20 protein-coding genes are annotated in these 21,274 nt (G+C 47.3%); 5 read left to right on the forward strand and 15 right to left on the reverse strand.

Annotated elements, in window-relative coordinates; translation table 11 throughout:
* The 7 genes from HHX48_RS01080 to HHX48_RS01110 all read right to left on the reverse strand — a co-directional run bounded on the left by HHX48_RS01080 (window position 1) and on the right by HHX48_RS01110 (window position 6,421).
* Window positions 1-459, reverse strand: coding sequence for a GNAT family N-acetyltransferase (locus tag HHX48_RS01080; RefSeq protein ID WP_191021794.1), 459 nt, complete (start codon window positions 457-459; stop codon window positions 1-3).
* Between the two features lie 62 nt (window positions 460-521).
* On the reverse strand, window positions 522-1,640 hold the full coding sequence (locus tag HHX48_RS01085; RefSeq protein WP_191021795.1) for a cupin domain-containing protein: 1,119 nt from the start codon (window positions 1,638-1,640) through the stop codon (window positions 522-524).
* A gap of 103 nt (window positions 1,641-1,743) precedes the next feature.
* The gene (locus HHX48_RS01090; RefSeq protein ID WP_191021796.1) at window positions 1,744-2,550 is read right to left on the reverse strand and encodes an adenylate/guanylate cyclase domain-containing protein; all 807 of its coding nucleotides are present in this window, start codon (window positions 2,548-2,550) and stop codon (window positions 1,744-1,746) included.
* Window positions 2,551-2,611: 61 nt separating this feature from the next.
* Complete coding sequence (gene purB, locus HHX48_RS01095; protein ID WP_191021797.1) at window positions 2,612-3,988, reverse strand: adenylosuccinate lyase; 1,377 nt, start codon at window positions 3,986-3,988, stop codon at window positions 2,612-2,614.
* 12 nt (window positions 3,989-4,000) lie between these two features.
* The gene (hflD, locus tag HHX48_RS01100; RefSeq protein ID WP_191021798.1) at window positions 4,001-4,630 is read right to left on the reverse strand and encodes a high frequency lysogenization protein HflD; all 630 of its coding nucleotides are present in this window, start codon (window positions 4,628-4,630) and stop codon (window positions 4,001-4,003) included.
* Window positions 4,630-5,769: a tRNA 2-thiouridine(34) synthase MnmA gene (mnmA, locus tag HHX48_RS01105; protein WP_191021799.1), complete on the reverse strand. Its 1,140-nt coding sequence runs from the start codon at window positions 5,767-5,769 to the stop codon at window positions 4,630-4,632. The genes hflD and mnmA overlap by 1 nt, the downstream gene beginning before the upstream one ends.
* A gap of 100 nt (window positions 5,770-5,869) precedes the next feature.
* Entirely contained in the window at window positions 5,870-6,421 is a 552-nt protein-coding gene (locus HHX48_RS01110) for an rRNA large subunit pseudouridine synthase E (RefSeq protein WP_191021800.1), read from the reverse strand.
* A 375-nt stretch (window positions 6,422-6,796) separates the two neighbouring features.
* On the opposite strand from HHX48_RS01110, the gene HHX48_RS01115 reads away from it, so the two are divergent.
* Window positions 6,797-9,019 carry an NADP-dependent isocitrate dehydrogenase gene (locus tag HHX48_RS01115; RefSeq protein WP_191021801.1) on the forward strand — a complete coding sequence of 741 codons (2,223 nt, stop codon included), beginning with the start codon at window positions 6,797-6,799 and terminating at the stop codon, window positions 9,017-9,019.
* Window positions 9,020-9,692: 673 nt separating this feature from the next.
* Here HHX48_RS01115 and cspD read toward each other — a convergent pair.
* Window positions 9,693-9,911: a cold shock domain-containing protein CspD gene (cspD, locus tag HHX48_RS01120; protein WP_191021802.1), complete on the reverse strand. Its 219-nt coding sequence runs from the start codon at window positions 9,909-9,911 to the stop codon at window positions 9,693-9,695.
* A 204-nt stretch (window positions 9,912-10,115) separates the two neighbouring features.
* On the opposite strand from cspD, the gene clpS reads away from it, so the two are divergent.
* Window positions 10,116-10,436 (forward strand): ATP-dependent Clp protease adapter ClpS, encoded by a 321-nt coding sequence (gene clpS / locus HHX48_RS01125; RefSeq protein WP_139756075.1) that lies wholly within the window; start codon window positions 10,116-10,118, stop codon window positions 10,434-10,436.
* Window positions 10,437-10,463: 27 nt separating this feature from the next.
* Entirely contained in the window at window positions 10,464-12,743 is a 2,280-nt protein-coding gene (clpA, locus tag HHX48_RS01130; protein ID WP_191021803.1) for an ATP-dependent Clp protease ATP-binding subunit ClpA, read from the forward strand.
* A 74-nt stretch (window positions 12,744-12,817) separates the two neighbouring features.
* Here clpA and infA read toward each other — a convergent pair whose 3' ends face one another.
* From infA to trxB, 4 genes are all read right to left on the reverse strand, one after another.
* Entirely contained in the window at window positions 12,818-13,036 is a 219-nt protein-coding gene (infA, locus tag HHX48_RS01135) for a translation initiation factor IF-1 (RefSeq protein ID WP_108567227.1), read from the reverse strand.
* Between the two features lie 79 nt (window positions 13,037-13,115).
* Window positions 13,116-13,823 (reverse strand): arginyltransferase, encoded by a 708-nt coding sequence (locus HHX48_RS01140; protein WP_191021804.1) that lies wholly within the window; start codon window positions 13,821-13,823, stop codon window positions 13,116-13,118.
* Window positions 13,820-14,569, reverse strand: coding sequence for a leucyl/phenylalanyl-tRNA--protein transferase (aat, locus tag HHX48_RS01145; protein ID WP_191021805.1), 750 nt, complete (start codon window positions 14,567-14,569; stop codon window positions 13,820-13,822). Before aat ends, HHX48_RS01140 begins: the two co-directional genes overlap by 4 nt.
* Window positions 14,570-14,686: 117 nt before the next feature.
* Window positions 14,687-15,655 (reverse strand): thioredoxin-disulfide reductase, encoded by a 969-nt coding sequence (gene trxB / locus HHX48_RS01150; RefSeq protein ID WP_191021806.1) that lies wholly within the window; start codon window positions 15,653-15,655, stop codon window positions 14,687-14,689.
* Window positions 15,656-15,903: 248 nt separating this feature from the next.
* On the opposite strand from trxB, the gene yfbV reads away from it, so the two are divergent.
* Window positions 15,904-16,353, forward strand: a complete 450-nt coding sequence (gene yfbV, locus HHX48_RS01155) for a terminus macrodomain insulation protein YfbV (RefSeq protein WP_191021807.1) — start codon at window positions 15,904-15,906, stop codon at window positions 16,351-16,353.
* 4 nt (window positions 16,354-16,357) lie between these two features.
* On the opposite strand, the gene HHX48_RS01160 is transcribed toward yfbV, so the two are convergent.
* Window positions 16,358-16,885: a SprT family zinc-dependent metalloprotease gene (locus HHX48_RS01160; RefSeq protein WP_223857956.1), complete on the reverse strand. Its 528-nt coding sequence runs from the start codon at window positions 16,883-16,885 to the stop codon at window positions 16,358-16,360.
* Window positions 16,861-18,723 (reverse strand): signal peptide peptidase SppA, encoded by a 1,863-nt coding sequence (gene sppA, locus HHX48_RS01165; RefSeq protein WP_191021808.1) that lies wholly within the window; start codon window positions 18,721-18,723, stop codon window positions 16,861-16,863. Before sppA ends, HHX48_RS01160 begins: the two co-directional genes overlap by 25 nt.
* Before the next feature lie 300 nt (window positions 18,724-19,023).
* Here sppA and HHX48_RS01170 point away from each other — a divergent pair, with 300 nt between their 5' ends.
* Window positions 19,024-19,575 (forward strand): NAD(P)H nitroreductase, encoded by a 552-nt coding sequence (locus HHX48_RS01170; RefSeq protein ID WP_191021809.1) that lies wholly within the window; start codon window positions 19,024-19,026, stop codon window positions 19,573-19,575.
* A 48-nt stretch (window positions 19,576-19,623) separates the two neighbouring features.
* Here the strand turns inward: HHX48_RS01170 and pyk are convergent, their stop codons facing one another.
* On the reverse strand, window positions 19,624-21,060 hold the full coding sequence (gene pyk, locus HHX48_RS01175; RefSeq protein ID WP_191021810.1) for a pyruvate kinase: 1,437 nt from the start codon (window positions 21,058-21,060) through the stop codon (window positions 19,624-19,626).
* Between the last annotated feature and the right edge of the window lie 214 nt (window positions 21,061-21,274).

The following is a 21,274-nucleotide window of genomic DNA, read 5'->3' on the forward strand; positions in this document are numbered from 1 at the left end:
TCAGTGCAGGTGATCAGCGTCAGGTAGTTTAAAGGAAGAAAGCGGGCAACTCATTGGTTGCCTGGCTATTCCCGCTTCCATAAATGCCGGACCGCTGCATACAAAGCCAAGACTTTCGTGATGACTAACACTGGTCAAATCGCAATTCATGGTCAACGTGGTGATATTAAGTGAATAAGCCAGGGTAACGAGGGCACCGAAAAGTTGTTTATACACCGGAAGGTTGCGATAGCCGATGCGAATAGCGACCCGGCCAATCTCGCCAGTAGGTTTTAATCGCGCGGTGGCAATGGCTTTGTGCTCGCCATCACTAATAATAATATGTAACGCGCTTTTATCGTCTTCATCGAACTCAGCATCCCGGGGAAGCTGCCATTCAAGCACAAAGACCTGTTCACGTAATTCAATAAGACGCTGACTCGCACTTTGCCAGTCAACCTGCTCAACCTGAAATGCCATAGTTTTGATCCGTATTCTGCAAAATTTAGAAAACTGTAGAATCCGGCTCACCGCAGGGAAAATCACTCCATTGCCCAATAGCCCTTATTAATAAGTGTAGCTAAAAGGTCGAATATTGTACAGTCCGGGTTGTCCGCCAGCGAAGCGGGGAGGGGCTGTCCGGCAAAGTTAGCCAGCATCATTTCTGTGTGCTTTTCCTGACATTGAAACGCTTCACCGTTGACGTAAAAAGTGAAAGGATCGCTGGTATGAGCATAGACGGGCCGGCACCCCGGGGCGGGTAAGATAGCGCATCCTTGATGAAGGTTAGCCACAACGTCGCTGCGGTTCACCAATTCATCAGGTACATCCTCAGGCAGGTATTGGTTGCTCAGAAAGCGGAGAAGGGCAGTATTACATGCGTCTGTTTCCAGCGCATTTTTTATCATTGCTTTAAGCTGGCAGAGATCTGCATCACTCACCAGAGCCGCATCGGATGTGGCCGCACGCATCGGGTCAGTGTACCGGATATTCTTAAGGTCGCTTTCATCAAACATGTCAGGCAGAACATCGAATAACTGTGACTGGTCTGGTGCTCGAAAACCGACAGAGTAGGTAAGACAATCTTCCAGTGCAATACCGTCGTGGGGCCATCCGGGCGGAATATAGAGCACATCACCAGGCTTGAGCACAGTATCTATGACCGGTTCAAAAGCCTCTATTTGTGCCAGCAAGGGGTGTGGGAATTGGGTCTCATAGTTACCCGGCTCGCCGACTTTCCAGTGTCTTTGTCCCTTTCCCTGAAGCAGAAAGACATCATACTGGTCAAGGTGGGGACCAACGCCGGCCCCGGCGTTGGCAAAACTGATCATTAAATCATCCATACGCCAGTGTGGAATAAATGAGAACGCGCGCATCAAGTCGCTGGCGTCTTCAAGATACTTGTCTACTCCCTGAACCAATAATGTCCACTTACCCGTGCATAAAGGGGCAAAATCCTCAAACGGGCCTTGCGTTACCTGCCATGTCCCTTCGACATTCTGAATGATTCTGCTATCAACGTCATCGTCTTCACTAAGGCCCGCAAGATCATGCTCATCCAGAAAGTCGGTAAAATCCGTAAATGCCTGTCTGAGAACGACGGGTTTTTTCTGCCAGTAAGTTGAGAGAAATTCGTTGATGTCAAAGTTGACTTTTTGCAAGGCTGATATCCGTAAGATTAAAAGGCAGAGTGTACCAAAACCTTTCGATGCACAGGCAACAAATTAAGGCGCGTCAGGTCGTTTTGTCACTAAAGCCAGGTTGTCAGCTTATTTCAGACATTAAGCGGCGCGTCACCGGGCAAACAGAGATGGTGCCCGGAATCGTTGCTTGCTCCAGACAAGCGGCACAATTTACTGTATTGCCCCAGACATCCAGATGCTTATTAAATCGCCCCAGACTATCAACGATTATCGGTCCCGTAGCGATACCGATACGCAATTGCAGCACCAGTTCGTATTGTATAGCCAGCGATTCAGTAACGCTGAGTATTGCGTGCGCAAAGTCAATACTGTTTCGAACGTGACGCCGGTCTGACTGGTTAGCAAAAGACAGACTTTCACAGGAAGAGTCTATGCCGCTCACAGCCAGATAGCCGTCACCGGTTGTCTTAATTTTCTGAATACCATAATGCAGACATTGTGTGTCCAGTTGCCAAAACAGTGCGTCCAACAGGTTAACAGTGACAGCATCGCCTAATTGCCTGCACAGCTTTTTATAACCCGCCAGGTCAGCAAAAATGACGGTAGCATTGTGTAAAAAAAGGCGCTGTGGTTGGCATACTGAAACGTGGGGCGCCGCCATCGTTATCTGTGGATATTCAGTCGGTCCAGTCATTTTGCGTGCAGATAAAGGCGTGTCCGGGGAACCGAAATAACGCCGGTGAATAATCGAGCCTGATATAACGCAAAGCCAGATAAGTGCCAGCCACGGCATGATAAAGCTGAGGGGCGCATTTACAATTAGCAGCATCAAGGTCAGGACTGAGGCAGCGACGATGTAATGCTGATGGTTACGAAGACTCGCCTTTAGCTGGCGAGCAAATAGAGTGGATTGTATCTGTAAGTTCATGGCGACTAGTCATACCGGCGAAAGAAAATAGTTCCGCCGGTATAAGTATCGCCCGAAACGACTACGCGTTGAGTAACTCGTCTACCAGTCGGATTGCATCACCAATATACGAGGCAGGTGTCAGGGCTTTCAACTCGTCTTTAGCACTGTCTGGCATATCCAGTTCGTCAATGAATTCGCTGATTGCCTGAGCATTGACCTTTTTACCTCGCGTCAACGCTTTTAACTTTTCGTATGGCTTCTCAATGCCATAGCGACGCATAACAGTCTGGATAGGCTCTGCCAGTAATTCCCAGTTGTTATCCAGTTCGTTCAACAGGCTTTGTTCGTTCACTTCCAGCTTACTGATGCCTTTCAACGAGGCCTGATACGCGATAACTGAGTAACCCACACCCACGCCTAAGTTACGCAATACCGTTGAGTCAGTTAAATCACGCTGCCAGCGTGAAATAGGAAGCTTGGTGGCAAGGTGATCAAAAATAGCATTTGCCAGGCCCAGGTTACCCTCAGAGTTTTCAAAGTCGATAGGGTTAACTTTGTGGGGCATGGTGGATGAGCCGATTTCACCCTCAACGGTTTTCTGTTTGAAGTGACCTAACGCAATGTAACCCCAGACATCACGATCAAAATCGATAAGAATGGTATTAAAGCGGCCCACTGCATCAAATAACTCAGCAATATAATCGTGAGGTTCAATTTGGGTAGTGAATGCATTCCAGCTAAGACCAAGACTGGTAACAAAGCGCTGTGCAGTTTTATGCCAGTCTATTTCAGGATAGGCAGACAAGTGTGCATTATAATTTCCCACAGCCCCGTTTATCTTACCCAACAGGGATACCGCAGCAATTTGATCGCGCTGACGTTGCAGGCGAACTGCAACATTCGCCATTTCTTTACCCATCGTGGTGGGCGATGCCGGCTGACCGTGTGTTCTTGCCATCATGGCGACGTCGCGGTTTTCTCTGGCAAGGCGCTTGAGCTCATCAATCAGCTTATCGCAGTAAGGCAGAATAACCTCGTCTCTGGCCTCTTTTAACATTAATGCGTGAGACAGGTTATTGATGTCTTCGGACGTACAGGCAAAGTGGATAAACTCGCTGACGGCGTGCAGTTCACTATTATTGGCAACCTGCTCTTTTAAAAAGTACTCAACCGCTTTTACATCGTGATTTGTGGTGCGTTCAATGTCTTTGATCCGCATAGCATCGTCAACAGAAAAGTTCGCCACGATATTGTCCAGCAACGCACTGGACTCAGCACTGAACGCCGGTACCTCTTTAATTTGCTCTTCGTTTGCCAGCATTTGCAGCCAGCGAACCTCTACCTGAACACGGTATTTCAGCAATCCATATTCGCTGAACATACCGCGCAAAGATTCACTCTTACTGGCATAACGTCCATCCACCGGGGAAATAGCGGTTAACTGGGTCAGCTCCACCTTACTTGCTCCTCAACTATTGATTAATTTAAGTGCCTGCGAAGCACTTCCTACAATGCGTTTACGATTAAACAAAATCTGACGGCGTCGTCCGCCCATCTGGCGCCACATTACCGCCGCCCTGACACCGGCCAGTAATAACGCGCGAACTCGTTGCTGATTGACAGGCTGGCGCAGGTGATCAGGGTTACCCGCTACCTGAATGCGTGGTGCCAGCGGGCTGATGATATCGGAATATATACTGGCCAGCGATCCGGCAATCTGACTGTCTTCAAAACTAACATGGGCGAGCTGACGCTGGACGTGAGAAATCCGGTTTCCCAGTTCTGCCAGCGCATCAGGTTTTGCCGCCAGTTTTCGTTCAAGGCCAAGCAGGCTGGCGATATAGCGGGTCAGCTCGGTATCTTTTGACGTAGACTTGTCAGATAATTGTGCCAGCAGTGTCTGATAACCGATTTTAAGGTTATCCAGACTGCCGAACACATGCTGTGGACTTTCCGGATCGGTAACCAGAATGCTCGACAGACTGGCCTCAAAAGCAACGCTATCGACGCTGCCGTTGCGAGCAACCTGCTTAACCAGTGCCGCAGCCTGACATACGCCGGCAAGCGCAAGATACTGTTCTATTTTCGGTTCTATCATCAGCGAATATAACTCTCGATAATGGCGCCACCCAAACACACCTCGTCCTGATAAAAGACGGCGGACTGTCCGGGAGTAACTGCTTTTTGCGGCTCATCAAATATTACGCGAACGGTATCGTCTCCCGCTGGTGTGACTGTGCAGGGAATATCATGCTGACGATAACGGGTTTTGACCGCTGCGCGAATCGGGCCGGTCAGAGGCTGACGGCTTACCCAGTGCAGTTGGTTGGCGACTAGTCCATCAGAATAAAGCCGCGGATGATCAGCACCCTGGCCAACGATCAAAACATTGCGCTGGACATCTTTGTCGACCACATACCAGGGTTCATCACCATAGTCTGCCAGCCCGCCGATATGCAAGCCTTTGCGTTGTCCTAACGTATGGTACATCAGGCCTTCGTGAGTACCGATTTCCTCACCTTCCGCGGTTTCAATTTTGCCGGGTTGTGCAGGCAGGTAGCGCGCCAGAAAATCTTTGAATTTGCGCTCGCCAATAAAACAGATGCCAGTAGAATCTTTTTTATCAGCGGTGACCAGACCTTGTGACTCAGCAATACGTCTGACTTCAGGCTTTTCGAGTTCGCCGACGGGAAACAGCGTTTTTGAAATATGCGCTTCGCTTAAGGTGTAGAGGAAGTAGCTCTGGTCTTTATTGTTGTCCAGGCCGCGCAGCATCTGCCACTTTCCATCCACAAGCCGACGCTGAACGTAGTGGCCCGTTGCAATAAAGTCGGCGCCAAGGTCCTCGGCGGCAAACTCCAGGAACGCCTTAAATTTGATTTCCTTATTGCACATGATGTCCGGGTTAGGCGTGCGACCCGCTTTGTATTCAGCAAGAAAGTACTCAAAGACATTATCCCAGTATTCAGCGGCAAAATTAATCGTATGCAGATAAATGCCCAGTTTATCAGCAACGGCCTGTGCATCGGCCAAATCATCTGCCGCTGCGCAATACTCATCGTTGTCGTCTTCTTCCCAGTTCTTCATAAACAGGCCTTCAACCTGATAGCCCTGTTGCTGTAACAGGTAGGCTGAAACCGACGAGTCGACGCCGCCGGACATACCGACGATCACTTTTTGCTGCGCAGGAGGACGCTGGGATGCTACTGGATTGGTCACCGTATTCTCTTTACTCATCATCATGTCTGTTGGAGGTCGCGGATTCTAACAAAAAATACCGTTTAAAGCACGGCTTTCGGGCTATCTCAGTGGGGATCGCCGTCGCTGAATTCAACCGTTATCGATCCAGTTTCAGAAAGCTACCGTTCTCGATTCCGTCAATGGTCCAGCTGCCTACGCGATAGCGGATCAGTCTGAGGGTGGGGAAGCCTACATGAGCGGTCATTCGCCGGACTTGCCGGTTGCGCCCTTCACTGATGGTGATGCTAAGCCATGACGTAGGAATGTGCTGCCTGAAACGCACAGGCGGATGCCGCTCCCATAATGCAGGTTCATCAATGCGTTTGACCTTAGCCGGCCGCGTGGGACCATCCTTAAGCGTTATGCCCTGACATAGCTGTTTTATGGCAAGGTCATCGATCTCTCCCTCGACCTGGGCGTAATAGGTTTTGCTGGTTTTTTCAGCCGGGTTAGCGAGTTTGTGCTGCAATTTCCCATCGTTGGTAAGTACCAGTAGTCCTTCAGAATCACGGTCAAGACGTCCCGCTGGATAGACATCCGGGACATCAATATAGTCTTTAAGCGTTGCCCGCCCATCACCGTCGGTAAACTGTGACAGCACATTGAAGGGCTTATTAAATAGCACCACACAGGATGGCTTTTTGGTCATTTAAGACTCCGGAGCATTGTAAAATATTGGCGTTAATGACCAGCAGTGTATCGAAAGCGAGGCCCATATGTCTGTTTGTGAATGGTCAAACCATCGCCGGTCAATTACAATCGAATGATCCTTGACCAGCATGTAATGGTAAGACTTGTAAGTAAAATATTCGTCCATATACTATTGAGCGCGGCATGTATTGCTCGGGTATCTGACTGTCATTTTTTGCTTGCTGGTCATGGGTCGAGTCGGGCGTTAACAGCGTTTAGCCCTGCAACAATATTACCATGCCTGTCGAGGCGGGGGACGAATTTTTGTCAATTTCATCTTTCGTATTCAACGGATTAAAACGGTACGGACGTACCGAAAACATTGAGGTATATAATGACTAAAGCCAAGTCGACTATCGTCTATACCAAAACTGACGAAGCGCCAATGCTGGCGACCTATTCGTTACTTCCTATTATTGAAAAATTTGCTGGCGCAGCAGATATCGACATCGAATTGAGTGATATCTCGCTAGCGGCGCGTATCCTGGCAAATTTTTCTGATTATCTGAATGACGATCAAAAAGTGCCGGATGCATTAGCGGAGCTTGGTGAGTTAACCCAAAATCCTAATGCTAATATCATCAAACTGCCAAATATCAGTGCCTCAATTCCACAGTTACGCGCAACTATAAAAGAACTGAAAGCGCAGGGCTTTGATATTCCGGAATTCCCTGATGACCCGAAAACGGATGAAGAAAAAGATATCCGCGAACGCTACGGCAAAGTTCTGGGTAGTGCTGTAAACCCCGTATTGCGTGAAGGTAACTCCGATCGTCGCGCGCCTACCGCAGTAAAGAATTTTGCGCGTAAGTATCCCCATTCAATGGGCGAGTGGAGCCAGGCGTCCCAGTCTCACGTTGCGCACATGCGTGGCGGCGACTTCTTCTCAAGCGAAAAGTCTACCACCATCGAAAAAGACGGTTACGTTTCCATTGAGTTTACCGATAAGCAGGGTAATAAGAAAACGCTGAAGCCAAAAGTTGATTTGCTTGCCGGTGAAGTGATTGATGGTATGTTCATGAGCAAAAAAGCGCTGTGCGACTTTTTTGAGGAACAAATTGAAGATGCCAAAAAGAACAATATTCTGTTCTCCCTGCACGTAAAAGCAACCATGATGAAGGTGTCTCACCCCATCGTATTTGGTCACTGTGTCAAAGTTTTCTATAAAGAATTGTTTGATAAATATGGTGAGTTGTTTGACGAGCTTGGCGTAAATCCAAACAATGGATTAGGTAGCGTTTACGATAAAATTGAAAGCCTGCCTGAGTCGAAGCGCTCTGAAATTCAGCGTGACATCAATGCCTGCTATGGTAATCGTCCACCTATTGCGATGGTTAACTCAGACAAAGGTATTTCTAATCTGCATGTACCCAGCGACGTTATCGTTGACGCCTCTATGCCAGCGATGATTCGTAATTCAGGACAAATGTGGGGACCGGATGGAAAACCACACGATACTAAAGCGGTTATCCCTGAAAGTACCTACGCCACGATTTATCAGGAAGTCATTAACTTCTGTAAAACGCATGGCGCGTTTGACCCGACAACGATGGGTACAGTACCTAACGTCGGCCTGATGGCACAAAAAGCAGAAGAGTATGGTTCGCACGATAAAACGTTCGAAATGGAAAGTGATGGTACCGTACAAATTGTCGACCAGGACGGTAATGTCCTGATTGAACATCAGGTAGAAGAGGGCGATATCTGGCGCATGTGTCAGGTAAAAGACCTGCCAATTCAGGATTGGGTGAAACTGGCGGTAACCCGCGCTCGTCAATCTGGTATGCCTGCCGTATTCTGGCTGGATGATGAGCGCGCTCACGATGCGCAGCTGATCAAGAAGGTAAATAAATACCTTCAGGAACACGACACCAGCGATCTTGATATGCAAATCATGTCGCCGGTACGCGCTATTCGTTACAGCATGGAGCGTGCGATGCGTGGTTTGGATACAATTTCTGTAACCGGTAACGTACTGCGTGACTACCTGACGGATTTGTTCCCTATTCTTGAGCTGGGTACCAGTGCTAAAATGCTGTCTATCGTTCCACTGATGGCCGGCGGCGGCTTGTACGAAACCGGTGCAGGCGGTTCAGCGCCTAAGCACGTTCAGCAGTTCGTTGAAGAAGGGCACCTGCGCTGGGATTCACTGGGTGAATTTTTAGCGCTTGCTGTATCGTTGGAAGATGTTGCTATCAAAAACGATAATGCCAGAGCAAAGATTATCGGCAAGTCGCTGGACAAAGCTACCGAGACGCTGCTTAACAACGGTAAATCACCTAAGCGTAAAGCCGGAGAGTTGGACAACCGCGGCAGTCACGTTTGGCTGGCACTATACTGGGCACAGGAAGTGGCTAATCAGTCCGAAGACAAAGAACTGGCTGCTCAGTTTAAAGACATTGCTGACAAACTCGAAAAGAACATCGACAAAGTTCTTGAAGAAATTGATGCAACACAAGGCAAAGAGCAGGATATCGGCGGTTACTACTACCCCGATCCTGAGAAAGTCTACAATGCAATGTCACCAAGCAAAACACTGCACGATATTTTAGGTTAATCCTGAAACACACAGCAAAAACCCGGCAACAGCCGGGTTTTTTTTAGTGTACGGACGTCTCTGACACTTTCGATGTGCTACGGTCAAAGCACTTACATGCCCTGAAAGCGGTCAACTAAGCGCTTCACGAGTCTTACAGGCTGCATCCAATGATTGCGGGTGGGATACTCGTTAAGTATGCAGTCAGGTGTTGTCCCGGCCTTTGTAATCACCATGCATTTACACAAAGGGCCTGAAAGGGTAAACCCTGGCAGATAACTTAGCCATCAATCATGTACCTGATTTACCGCTTTGGAACTAAAAATCAGCGTTGTTAGTGAAATGGGATGCTTTGCCGCGAAGCAGGGCAGTAGTTTTCACCGTGTCGATAATTAAAACACAGATACGCTTGTAGCCCGAAAGGCGCACGTAGGGATAAAGCGGAAAATTACGCCTCAGTTAATCGCAAACACGGGAAAGATAATTACACGCGCTGTGGCATTCGTTGTCTGTACTTACGCGTCAAATAGGAGTAAATAACGACGCGTGCTGCGGTTAAAAAGTGTAAGTGATAAGAGGTAGGCAGATACCTGTTTAAATTAGATGTTTGGAGTAAAAAAAGATTTTGAAACAGACATAAAAAAGCTTTTACTGTTATATGCAGTAAAAGCTTTTTGGCGTTTCTTTGCGGATTTTAACGCTCTGGTTCGTCCATTAAGCCGATGTTTTCAGCGTGAAGTCCTTTAGGGCCTTGCTGAACATCAAAGGTCACTTCCTGACCAGCTTTTAGAGAACGATAACCTTCCATTTGGATGGTTGAATAGTGAGCGAATATGTCTTCACCGCCATTTTCTGGCACGATGAATCCAAACCCTTTTGCGTTGTTAAACCACTTAACTTTACCAACCGCCATACTTCGACTTCCTCTTAATCCTTGAACTCACACAGTAATGCCCCCACAATAGATTTGAAGGGCAAAGTGTACAGTCATGCGTCACTTCACAACGGTACATCAGAAACTGTAGATATTTTAACCACTCAATGTCAAGCGTATTTTGAAGAATTAATCTTATTAAAAAATTCTGCGTAATATACGCTTAAGCACTATCCTATTACTATGAGCAAAGACAACGCGATCAGTATTGAAAGAGAAAAACTCAGAGAAGCGCAGCGTAAGAAGACGCAACCGCCTCCCATGTATAAAGTGTTGTTAAACAACGATGACTACACGCCTATGGATTTTGTCGTCGAGGTACTCACACGTTTTTTTAATTTGGATTCGGAGAAGGCCAATCAGATTATGTTGACCGTACATTATCAGGGGAAGGCAGTCTGTGGCATTTTCACTGCAGAAATTGCTGAGACAAAGGTCATGCAGGTCAATCAGTACGCAAGAAAGAATCAACATCCGCTTATGTGCACCATGGAACCGGCGTAGTAAGTGAATTAAATAGGGGCGAGCAATATGTTGAACAAAGAATTAGAGCAGACGTTAAACGACGCATTCGTGTTTGCCAGAGAGCATCGACACGAGTTTATGACGGTTGAACATTTGCTATTAGCATTAATGGACAATTCATCAGCGCAGGAAGCCCTCAAAGCCTGTGGCGCAGATATCGATACGATTAAAAACGAACTGATTGAGTTTGTTAAAGACACGACGCCTCTTATTCTTGAAGAACAGGTAGGCGAAAGAGAAACCCAGCCCACGCTTGGTTTTCAGCGTGTGTTGCAGCGTGCTGTATTCCACGTTCAGTCCTCAGGCCGGGATGAAGTTACCGGTGCCAATGTTCTGGTCGCTATCTTCAGCGAGCAGGAATCCCAGGCTGTATATATTCTCAAAAAATCCGACGTAACCCGTCTGGATGTTGTTAATTTCATTAGTCATGGCGTCAGTAAAGCGGATGATGAAGCGCCGGGTGCAACAGGTGAAACCAGCGAAGAAGCTGCTGAAGGGGAAGAGAGCGGCTCAGCACTTAGTAAATACGCCACAGATCTAAACCGGCAGGCTAAAGACGGTAAGATTGATCCGCTTATTGGCCGCGATTCTGAGCTGGAAAGAACGATTCAGATTTTGTGTCGCCGTCGTAAGAATAACCCATTGCTTGTGGGCGAGGCCGGTGTGGGTAAAACAGCCATCGCTGAGGGCCTTGCTTATAGGATCGTGAAGGAAGATGTGCCGGAAGTTATTGCAAAAAGCACCGTATACTCACTTGACCTGGGAGGCTTGTTAGCCGGCACAAAATATCGTGGTGACTTTGAAAAACGGCTTAAAGCGATTTTAAAAGAGCTCAGTGCAGATGAGCATGCGATTCTGTTTATTGATGAGATACACACAATTATCGGTGCCGGCGCAGCTTCCGGTGGCGTAATGGATGCTTCTAACCTGCTTAAGCCGAAATTAAGCAGTGGTGAATTACGCTGCATCGGTTCTACCACCTTCCAGGAATATCAGGGCATTTTTGAAAAAGACCGGGCATTGGCCCGTCGTTTCCAGAAAGTCGATGTCACTGAGCCAAGTGTCAGTGATACCACCAAGATATTGCTTGGACTGAAAAACCGATACGAAGAGCACCACAGTGTTCGCTTTACGCAAAAAGCGCTTCAGGCTGCTGCTGAATTATCCGCTAAATATATCAACGAGCGGCATTTACCCGATAAGGCCATTGATGTGATGGACGAAGCCGGTGCCAGCCAACGGTTGTTGCCACAATCTAAGCGTAAGAAAACCATCAATGTGTCTGACATTGAACAAATTATCGCGAAAATGGCCCGGATCCCGGAAAAATCGGTTTCCGCTTCAGATAAAGAAGTACTGAAAAATCTGAATCGTGATTTGAAAATGGTGGTATTCGGACAAGATAAAGCCATTGAGTCACTGACTGACGCGATCCATTTGTCTCGCTCAGGATTGGGCAGTGAAGAAAAGCCTATCGGCAGTTTCCTGTTTGCCGGTCCTACAGGTGTAGGTAAAACAGAGGTCACTCAGCAACTTGCTAAAATTATGGGCGTGGAACTGGTTCGCTTCGACATGTCAGAATACATGGAGCGCCATGCGGTAAGTCGTTTGATCGGCGCGCCTCCTGGCTATGTAGGCTTCGATCAGGGCGGGCTACTAACTGACGCTGTCATCAAAAATCCATACTCCGTAGTATTACTGGATGAAATGGAGAAGGCACATAGCGATATTTACAATATTCTGTTGCAGGTGATGGACCACGGTACCCTGACGGATAATAATGGTCGCAAAGTTGATTTCAGAAATGTTGTTCTGGTAATGACAACAAATGCTGGCGTACAGGAAACGGTGCGTAAATCGATTGGCTTTAAGCAACAGGATCACAGTCACGATGCGTTGAGTGAGATCAATAAGGTATTCTCGCCAGAGTTCAGAAACCGTCTCGATGCCATCATCTGGTTTAATCACCTTGAGACCGACATCATTCTTCAGGTGGTTGATAAGTTCATTATTGAGCTTCAGGCGCAACTTGATGTGAAAGGCGTATCATTGGATGTTACCAGTGACGCCAGGGCGTATCTGGCTGAAAAAGGTTATGATCGCTCAATGGGAGCCCGTCCGATGTCCCGGCTTATCAAGGAAGAAATTAAGAAAGAGCTGGCTAACGAGCTTCTGTTTGGTGAATTGAGCAAAGGCGGAAGTGTCAAAGTAGATTTAGGCGATAATAAGCTGGTGTTTACGTACACGGGGGTTGAATCTCAAAAAACCCAGGCTGAATCTAACTAAACAACATGACAAGAAACAAAAAACCCGGCAATTGCCGGGTTTTTTCTTATCGGTGAGATTCTTACTTACTGATATTATCTTGCACGATACACAATACGACCTTTAGTCAGATCGTAGGGTGTCATCTCAACAGTGACTTTGTCACCTGTCAGAATTCGAATATAGTTTTTGCGCATTTTTCCGGAGATATGCGCAGTGACCACGTGGCCATTTTCCAGTTCAACGCGGAACATCGTGTTAGGCAGGGTATCAAGTACCACGCCTTCCATTTCAATAGAATCTTCTTTTGCCATGTATAGCAGTTACCTCAGTAAGTCAAAATTTTGCCGCGCAGACCTTAACCAATCTAGCCTGATAAGTAAAGGTAAAACGCTATTTTTTATCAAAACGATGCCAGTCGTTATTGTAAAAACGTTCATTAGGCATGAAACGGCGCTTGTAATTCATTTTAGCACAATCATCTATCTGATAGCCCAGATAAAGATACTGCTTGTTATTCGCCTTCGCATGCAACAGTTGTTGAAGTATCATCCAGGTTCCCGGTGAATGCTGGAGTCTGTCCGGTGCATAAAATGTGTAAAGGGCGGAATAGGCCTGATGCTCATTACCGTTATCGATACTATCAGTTACGGCGACGGCAACCAACTCATCTCCATCGTAAGCTTCCACAAACAGGGGAGACTTCCACTCACATAGTACAAAACTCTCAAATTGTTGGCGGTTGGGCGGGTACATGGAACCATCTGCGTGACGCTTGGAGATATAGCGCTCGTAAAGCGTATAATACGATTCACGCGGTGCAAAACTTAAAGAAGAAGTGAGGTGGGCATTTCGGGACAAAACACGTTTCTGGCTTCTGGATGGGGTGAATTCATCCACCAGAATTCGAATTGACTGACAGGCTGAACACGAAGGGCAGTGCGGACGATAAATTTGTGCGCCACTACGCCTGAAACCTGCCTGAATAAGCTGACCATATCGCCATGCGAAGTTTTGGTCTTTTTCTGCAAACACCAAAAGTTGCTCGTGCTCATCCGGCAAATAGCTGCAACTGAATGTCTGGGTAATTCCGAATTTCATAGGGCAATCACCTGCTTCTGCCAACACTGTCGATAAGTGGGCATACGATCCCCGGTTTCATCTAAAGTCTGTGAGTGATCCTTCAGGCGCGAGATAAAATCCTCACGGCTAACAGTAATCGCTCCCAGGCTCGCCAGGTGTTCTGTAGGCATCTGACAATCTATAAAGGCCAACCCATGCGTTTGCATGTGTTTTACTAATGCGTACATAGCAAGTTTAGACGTATTTGGCTTTTTGTGGAACATAGATTCGCCACAAAACACGTTACCTACGGCGACACCATATAACCCTCCTGCCAGCTCGCTATTGGCATCCCATACTTCAATTGAATGGGCAAAACCCGCCTCATGCAATTGTATATAAGCGTTTTTCATAGCGTCTGTAATCCAGGTCGCTGACGAAGCATCGCTGCTGTGAAGATCCTGCCTTGGAATCGTGGCACATAGGTTTATAACGTCGCTGAAACATTGGTTTAATGTAACGATGTAGCGTTTTTGGCGAATGAGCTTGCGCAGGCTCCTGGCACAGTGAAATTGGTTTAGCTCTATGATGGCACGGGGATCCGGTGACCACCACAACAAGGGCTCATTATCACTAAACCATGGGAAAATGCCCTGACTGTAAGCACTTAACAGGCGTCGTACCGATAAATCTCCGCCAAAAGCCAGCAAGCCGTTAGGCTCAGTCAGTGCGGAGCTAACTGGAGGGAAGGGGGTATATTGGGTCAGGTAGGGAAGCTCAATCATAATAATAAGCGCAAGTCATTCTCAAAATAGTTATAGCAAATCCGCCGGCGTTCACTTTAAATTTAACTGTGGCATTAAAAAAGGGCCCGTCGGGCCCTTTTTAACAGATAAAGAAATTTACCACTGTGCGGCAGCCCTGACACCGTCAAGATACTTTTCTGCATCCAGCGCCGCCATACAACCGGTGCCGGCAGAAGTAATTGCCTGACGATAAACGTGGTCACTGACATCACCTGCAGCAAAGACGCCTTCAACTGATGTTTGGGTCGCGTTCCCTTCCGTGCCACTGTTAACTTTGATATAGCCATCTTTCATTTCAAGCTGACCTTCGAAGATGTCTGTATTAGGCTTGTGACCAATCGCAATGAACAAGCCCATTACATCAAGCTCTTCTTTGGCATCACTCTTCGTATCGGCAATGCGAATTTTCGTGACGCCCATCTCATCGCCCAATACTTCATCCAGCGTGCGATTCAAATGAAGAACGACGTTTCCATTTTCCGCCTTCTCGCGAAGACGCTGCTCAAGAATTTTCTCCGAGCGGAAGGTGTCGCGACGATGAACGACGTGCACTTCAGACGCGATATTAGATAAATAAAGGGCTTCTTCAACAGCCGTATTCCCACCACCCACGACAGCAACTTTCTGATTACGGTAGAAAAACCCATCACAAGTAGCGCACGCAGATACACCTTTACCTTTAAAGGCTTCTTCTGATTCCAGCCCCAGATATTTTGCCGAAGCGCCCGTTGCAATAATCAGTGCATCACAGGTATAGGTGCCGGAATCGCCATGCAAGGTGTAAGGCTTTTTCGACAAATCTGTTTTATTGATATGATCAAACACAATCTCGGTATTGAATTTTTCTGCATGCTTTTGCATCCGCACCATCAGGTCGGGGCCGGTAAGACCTTCTGGATCGCCAGGCCAGTTTTCAACATCCGTTGTTGTTGTTAACTGACCACCCTGCTGAATACCGGTAACCAATACCGGGTTCAGATTCGCCCGCGCTGCGTATACCGCTGCTGAATATCCTGCCGGGCCAGAACCCAGTATTAGAAGAGGCACATGCCTGGTCTCTGCCATTATAATCTCCAATCAAAACCTGCTGAATACAGATTTGTACAAACAATGAGTGTCTTTATTAGGGCAAAATTCTTACATTCAATAGTGAACGATGCAATCACCAACTAGAATGAATAATTTTTCAATATGGTTACCCGTATTGATGAGCTATAATCGAAGAGTCTGAGTATTAAATGTAAACAGCGCCAGTTAAGCAGTAATGACAGTGGGACAGGGTGATTACTGGCATGCGTCAAATGAGGTGATTTATGTCACAATCCGTATTGTCATTATTTCGCGACGGTCATGCGTACATGAGCACTTGGCCGGTTAAAAAAGAACTGTACCCTCACTTTCCCGAGTGCAAAGTCATCAGTGCTACACGATTTTCTATTGCCGTTATGCCGCCTGTGGCGGTGGTGTGCAGCGCTATGCTGATTAACACGCTTGGCAGTGATTATCTGCCCCAGACACTGGCTATCGGTGCTTTTTTTCTGAGCCTCCCTTTGCAAGGCATCTTGTGGTTGGGTCACCGGTCTAACCAATCTTTGCCCCCGTCGCTTAAAAATTGGTATCACGAAATTCACGGGAAACTACAGCAGGAAGGTTGTGACGTTCACAAACGTCAGTCTGAACCTAAATACCGGGAGTTGGCAGCGCTATTAAAATCAGCATTTGAGCAACTTGATAAGGTATTTACCCGTCGCTGGTTCGAATAACTGGCTATCGCTGCTGCCCCGTGTAAGCTAGTACGCTGTTGCATCTCCTGCATAAATATTGTTGCCTTTGGCGCATCACCTTATTGTGCCGACGAACTGATAAGTTAACGTCACCGCACTGGCAACGATAAATATATTCTTTCAGCCCTAAAGGCGTAAGGTCAAAACTGTGTGTGGTTCTGGCTGGCGCATCAAAAAGGTTATGCATAACCCACTGCCAGTGTTTGCCGTGAGGCGAAACCCGTCCATAAACCTGAAAGGTAATAAGATGACTGACTTCGTGCGGAATAACTTCGTCAAAATACGCCTGACGGTTATGCGTGAATAAAACGGGGTTAAAATTGATTTTGTTGATGGTGAGGTTGGCTGTCCCTGCATTTTTACCTGATTTTCGCCAGCTGACAGCAGGCCTTCGCAAGGGAGCTTTAAAATGCGCTTCTGCTAAAGAGAACAGCGCGAAAACGCGCTGTTCAACTTCATTTTTATCCTGCTGAGATATCACGTCTGTCAGTGCACCTGACACTGCAGGCATAAAACGTATACACCCATCGGGTCATTAAGCTGGTTAACGCTGTTGTAGTGCGACAGCAGTTGCTTAACCATTCCCATCATTGGTGTGTCGTTACCGACAAACTGACTCTTTGCTGCCCAGACCATGGCTTGTCCAAAGAACTCACGCCAGAACATCTCCTGCGGGCTAAGTTGTCGCTGGACGTAGGAAACTTCATATTCTTCCAGGCCAGCCAGGTCTGCAGCTGCAACAACCGCATCGTCGAGCTCACCCAGTTCATCCACCAGCCCTAGTTCCTTGGCTTTAGTGCCAATCCAAACGCGCCCCTGTGCGACGTTATCCACTGCCTCCGGCGTCATTTCACGGTTTTCTGCAACCATAGTGATAAAGCGTTGGTAGCTGCTCTCAACATTACGCTGCAATATATCAGCAAAACGCGGATCAAGTTCCCGGGCAGGGGACAAACCGGCAACTTCGGTTGATGCTACGCCATCACTGGATACACCAATGTAATCCAGTGTTTTTTCATATGTCATGAACATACCAAACACGCCAATTGAGCCGGTAATTGTGCTTGGAGACGCATAGATTTTATCTGCAGGGGCAGAAATCCAGTAACCGCCGGATGCAGCATAAGTACTCATCGAGGCAACAACTGGCTTACCGGCTTTTTGCAATTCCAGTACTTCCTGGCGAATCACTTCAGATGCGAAAGACGAGCCACCCGGGGAGTCGACCTGCAGTACGACTGCTTTAACGTTATCGTCAATGCGAGCCTGACGTAAAAGGCGTGCTGTACTGTCGCCGCCAATGGTTCCTGCCCCCTGTTCACCATCCAGAATCTGGCCTTTAGCAACGACAATAGCGACCTGGTCACCGTCTTTTTCAATTGATGGCATGGGGGGATTAATTACTTTCAGGTAGGCACCAAGCGTCGTTACATTCACACCCAGCTCAGAATCATCGCGACCAACCAGTTCGGCCAGTTCCTGACGAATATCTGTGCGGGTTTTCAGAGCATCGACCCAACCATTTTCAAGCGCATATTGTGCGAAGTCTCCGCCCGCGTCGTCGAACTTTTCAACCAGTACATCTAGCTTCTCATCAAACTGACTTTCCGGAATAGCACGCGCCGCCGCAACATCTTCTTTATATTGTTCCCAGTAGGTATCCAGCCATTCACGATTGGCTTCTTTTGCGGCATCAGACATATCGTTACGCAAAAACGGCTCAACCGCAGACTTGTAAGTGCCAACACGGAAAATATGGGTTGTCACCTGAAGCTTTTCCAGTAGATCCTTGAAGTAAAGTCCGTAGCGACCATAACCTTCAAGCAACAAGGCTCCCATCGGGTTTAAGTAGATTTTGTCGGCATGTGCCGCAAGATAATACTGACTTTGAGCAAAGTAATCGCCGATGGCATAAACGGGTTTGCCGGATTCTTTAAATGCATCAATGGCTTGTGCTACCTGACGAAGTTTGTCCAGGCCACCACCTTCGAATTCACCTAAATCAAGCACCAGTGCTTTTATGCGGTTGTCATCTTTCGCATTATGTAATGCCTTTTCCAAATCCCTGACTAACAGTTCAGGATTTTCAGGCTCATCACCGAATGCTTCTTGCATGAATTGTTCAAAAGGATCCACGGATTCTTTTTCAATTACCAATCGCCCTTGTAAGTTCATATATAAGGCGCTATCAGGGCTAACAGCCACCGGATCTTTATCGGCAGACACTGCTAAAATAATTGCAACCAGGATGAAAATGAAAATTACGTTAAAGAAAAGCTTTCTGCAGAAGTTTAATACTGTCCACAGTCCGACAAAAAGGGATTTCGTCCAGCTTCCGTTTGCTGCCATAAACTATTACTACCTATGAGATCTGTTGTTATTATGGTATCGAATCATAACTGATTCGCTACTTAAAATTGTAATCAATTGTTACGTCCTATCCACTGTACGAAATTACGGGCCTCCCAGACAAGCTATGAGAGCTGAATGGCGGTTATTCAGGACTGGCTTCGTACTGTGTTATTGGGTGGTTCAATTGTTTGATTTTCAGCCCGCAACGACAATATCATTGTACCTGATTTTAGGCTGGTCTTTTTGCATTGCGCCTCGTAGGATACAAGTTCTAATAATTATTAACGGGAGATGTCTATGGACGCTTTGTCCCTCTTACTGACACGTCGCTCACAGCCAAGGTTGAGTGCGCCGGCACCAGCAGGAGATGCCCTTGAAAATATCAAACAGGCCGCATTGCGGGCACCGGATCATGCAGCGCTGACACCCTGGGAATTTATTGTGTGTGAAGGAGAGGGGCGCGCCAGGCTGGGCAGTATATTTGAACAGTCCGCTATTCAAAATGACAAATCGCAAAAAGAAATAGAGCGGGCACCTCAGCTTCCTCTTCGCGCTCCAATGGTCATTATCGCAATAGCGAAGTTTACCGATCACACTAAGGTACCGCGTGTTGAGCAAATTGCTTCAGCAAGCTGTGCTGTGATGGCAATGCAAATGGCAGCCATCGCCCAGGGCTTTAATGGAATCTGGCGAACTGGTGCTTATGCCCAGTGTGACTATGTAAAATCGGAACTTGGGCTGACTGATGACGATGAGGTGGTGGGGTTTCTATATCTGGGTACACCGACGATGGATACCCCGCAGGCGCCTGCCCGCGACAGCAGCGAATACTTTTCTCACTGGAATTAAAAAAGCCGGTGTCAAAAGACACCGGCTTTACAATGTTGCGTTCGTCAACTAGTCAACTTTTACAATTTTCATTGCGTTGGTTGCCCCGATCTTTTCCATTTCATCACCATAAGTCATAACAACTGTATCACCCGGTGCAATTTGACCAATCGCTTTGAGAGCATCCATCACATCGGTTTTAAGTTTACCGGGTTCACTGTTGCGCGAATCAAAGTAAACCGGTTTTACACCGCGATACAGCGCCATCATGTTCAAGGTATCCTGATGACGTGATAGCGCTACAATTGGCAGGCTTGTTGTCATTCGGGACATTAACTTGGGCGTATTTCCGCTTTCTGTCAGAGCAATGATGGCACGTACGCTGGGCAGATGGTTTGCTGCATACACTGCCGATAAAGCAATGGTTTCGCTGACAGTAGAGAACACATCATCCATACGATGTTTCGACAATTTCACACTGGGGTGTGTTTCGGCACCTTCACAAACCCGGGCCATCGCCTGTACCGTTTCCACCGGGAAGTTTCCGGCAGCAGTTTCTGCCGACAACATAACGGCATCCGTACCGTCGAGAACGGCATTGGCAACATCCATAACTTCTGCCCGCGTCGGCATTGGGCTGTTGATCATCGACTCCATCATTTGTGTGGCGGTAATAACCACTTTGTTAAGCTGGCGAGAACGAGCAATAAGCTTCTTTTGCTTGCCGACCAGCTCGGCATCGCCAATCTCTACACCTAAATCGCCTCTGGCGACCATGACGGCATCCGAAGCTGTGATGATGTCGTCTATCGCTTCATCGCTTGCTACGGCTTCTGCGCGTTCGACTTTGGCACAAATTTGTGCATGACAGCCCGCCTGTTGCGCCAGCTCTCTGGCGTAGTTCAGATCTGCACCACAGCGCGGAAAAGATACCGCCAGATAATCAACACCAATTTTAGCAGCGGTTTTAATATCTTCTTTATCTTTATCAGTGAGTGCTTCTGCTGATAATCCACCGCCCTGGCGATTTATTCCTTTATTGTTCGACAGTTTGCCGCCTACCGTGACTTCTGTATGCACTTTGCGACCTTCAACCCGGATAACCTTTAGCTGAATGCGGCCATCATCAAGTAACAGAATGTCGCCATCGCTGACATCATCCGGCAATGCTTTATAGTCGATACCTACAGCGTGTTTATCACCCGCGTCACGATCCAGTTCGGCATCCAGAATAAATGCGTCACCGACAGCCAGTTCAATGGCGCCTTCCTTAAAACGGGCCACACGAATTTTGGGGCCCTGAAGATCGCCAAGGATAGCGACATATTTTTTCAGGTTTGATGCTGCTTCTCTGACACGCTTAGCACGCTCAATGTGGTCTTCTGCCTGACCGTGAGAGAAATTCATGCGGACAACATTTGCCCCTGCCTTAATGATGGCTTCGATTTTTTCTATCGAGTCGGTTGCAGGGCCCAAAGTGGCAAGGATTTTTGTTCTTCTGCTCATAATATTCGGTCGCTTCGTTGCTTAAATGAAAAAGACAGGGTGATCGTAACGCAACACCATAAAAATGTCGCCTTATTGTAATCACTTTTCGTAATTTTATTACAGAATAGTATGTGAATTTGACGTTATTGTGAATGCCGGAAAGTGTAAATTGCTACTGAGCATACCAGTAAAGGTCATTATTCATTCAGTCAGAAGGTAATAATAGATCATA

The organism is Salinimonas profundi (genome assembly GCF_014750655.1).
Classification (GTDB): domain Bacteria; phylum Pseudomonadota; class Gammaproteobacteria; order Enterobacterales; family Alteromonadaceae; genus Alteromonas; species Alteromonas profundi_A.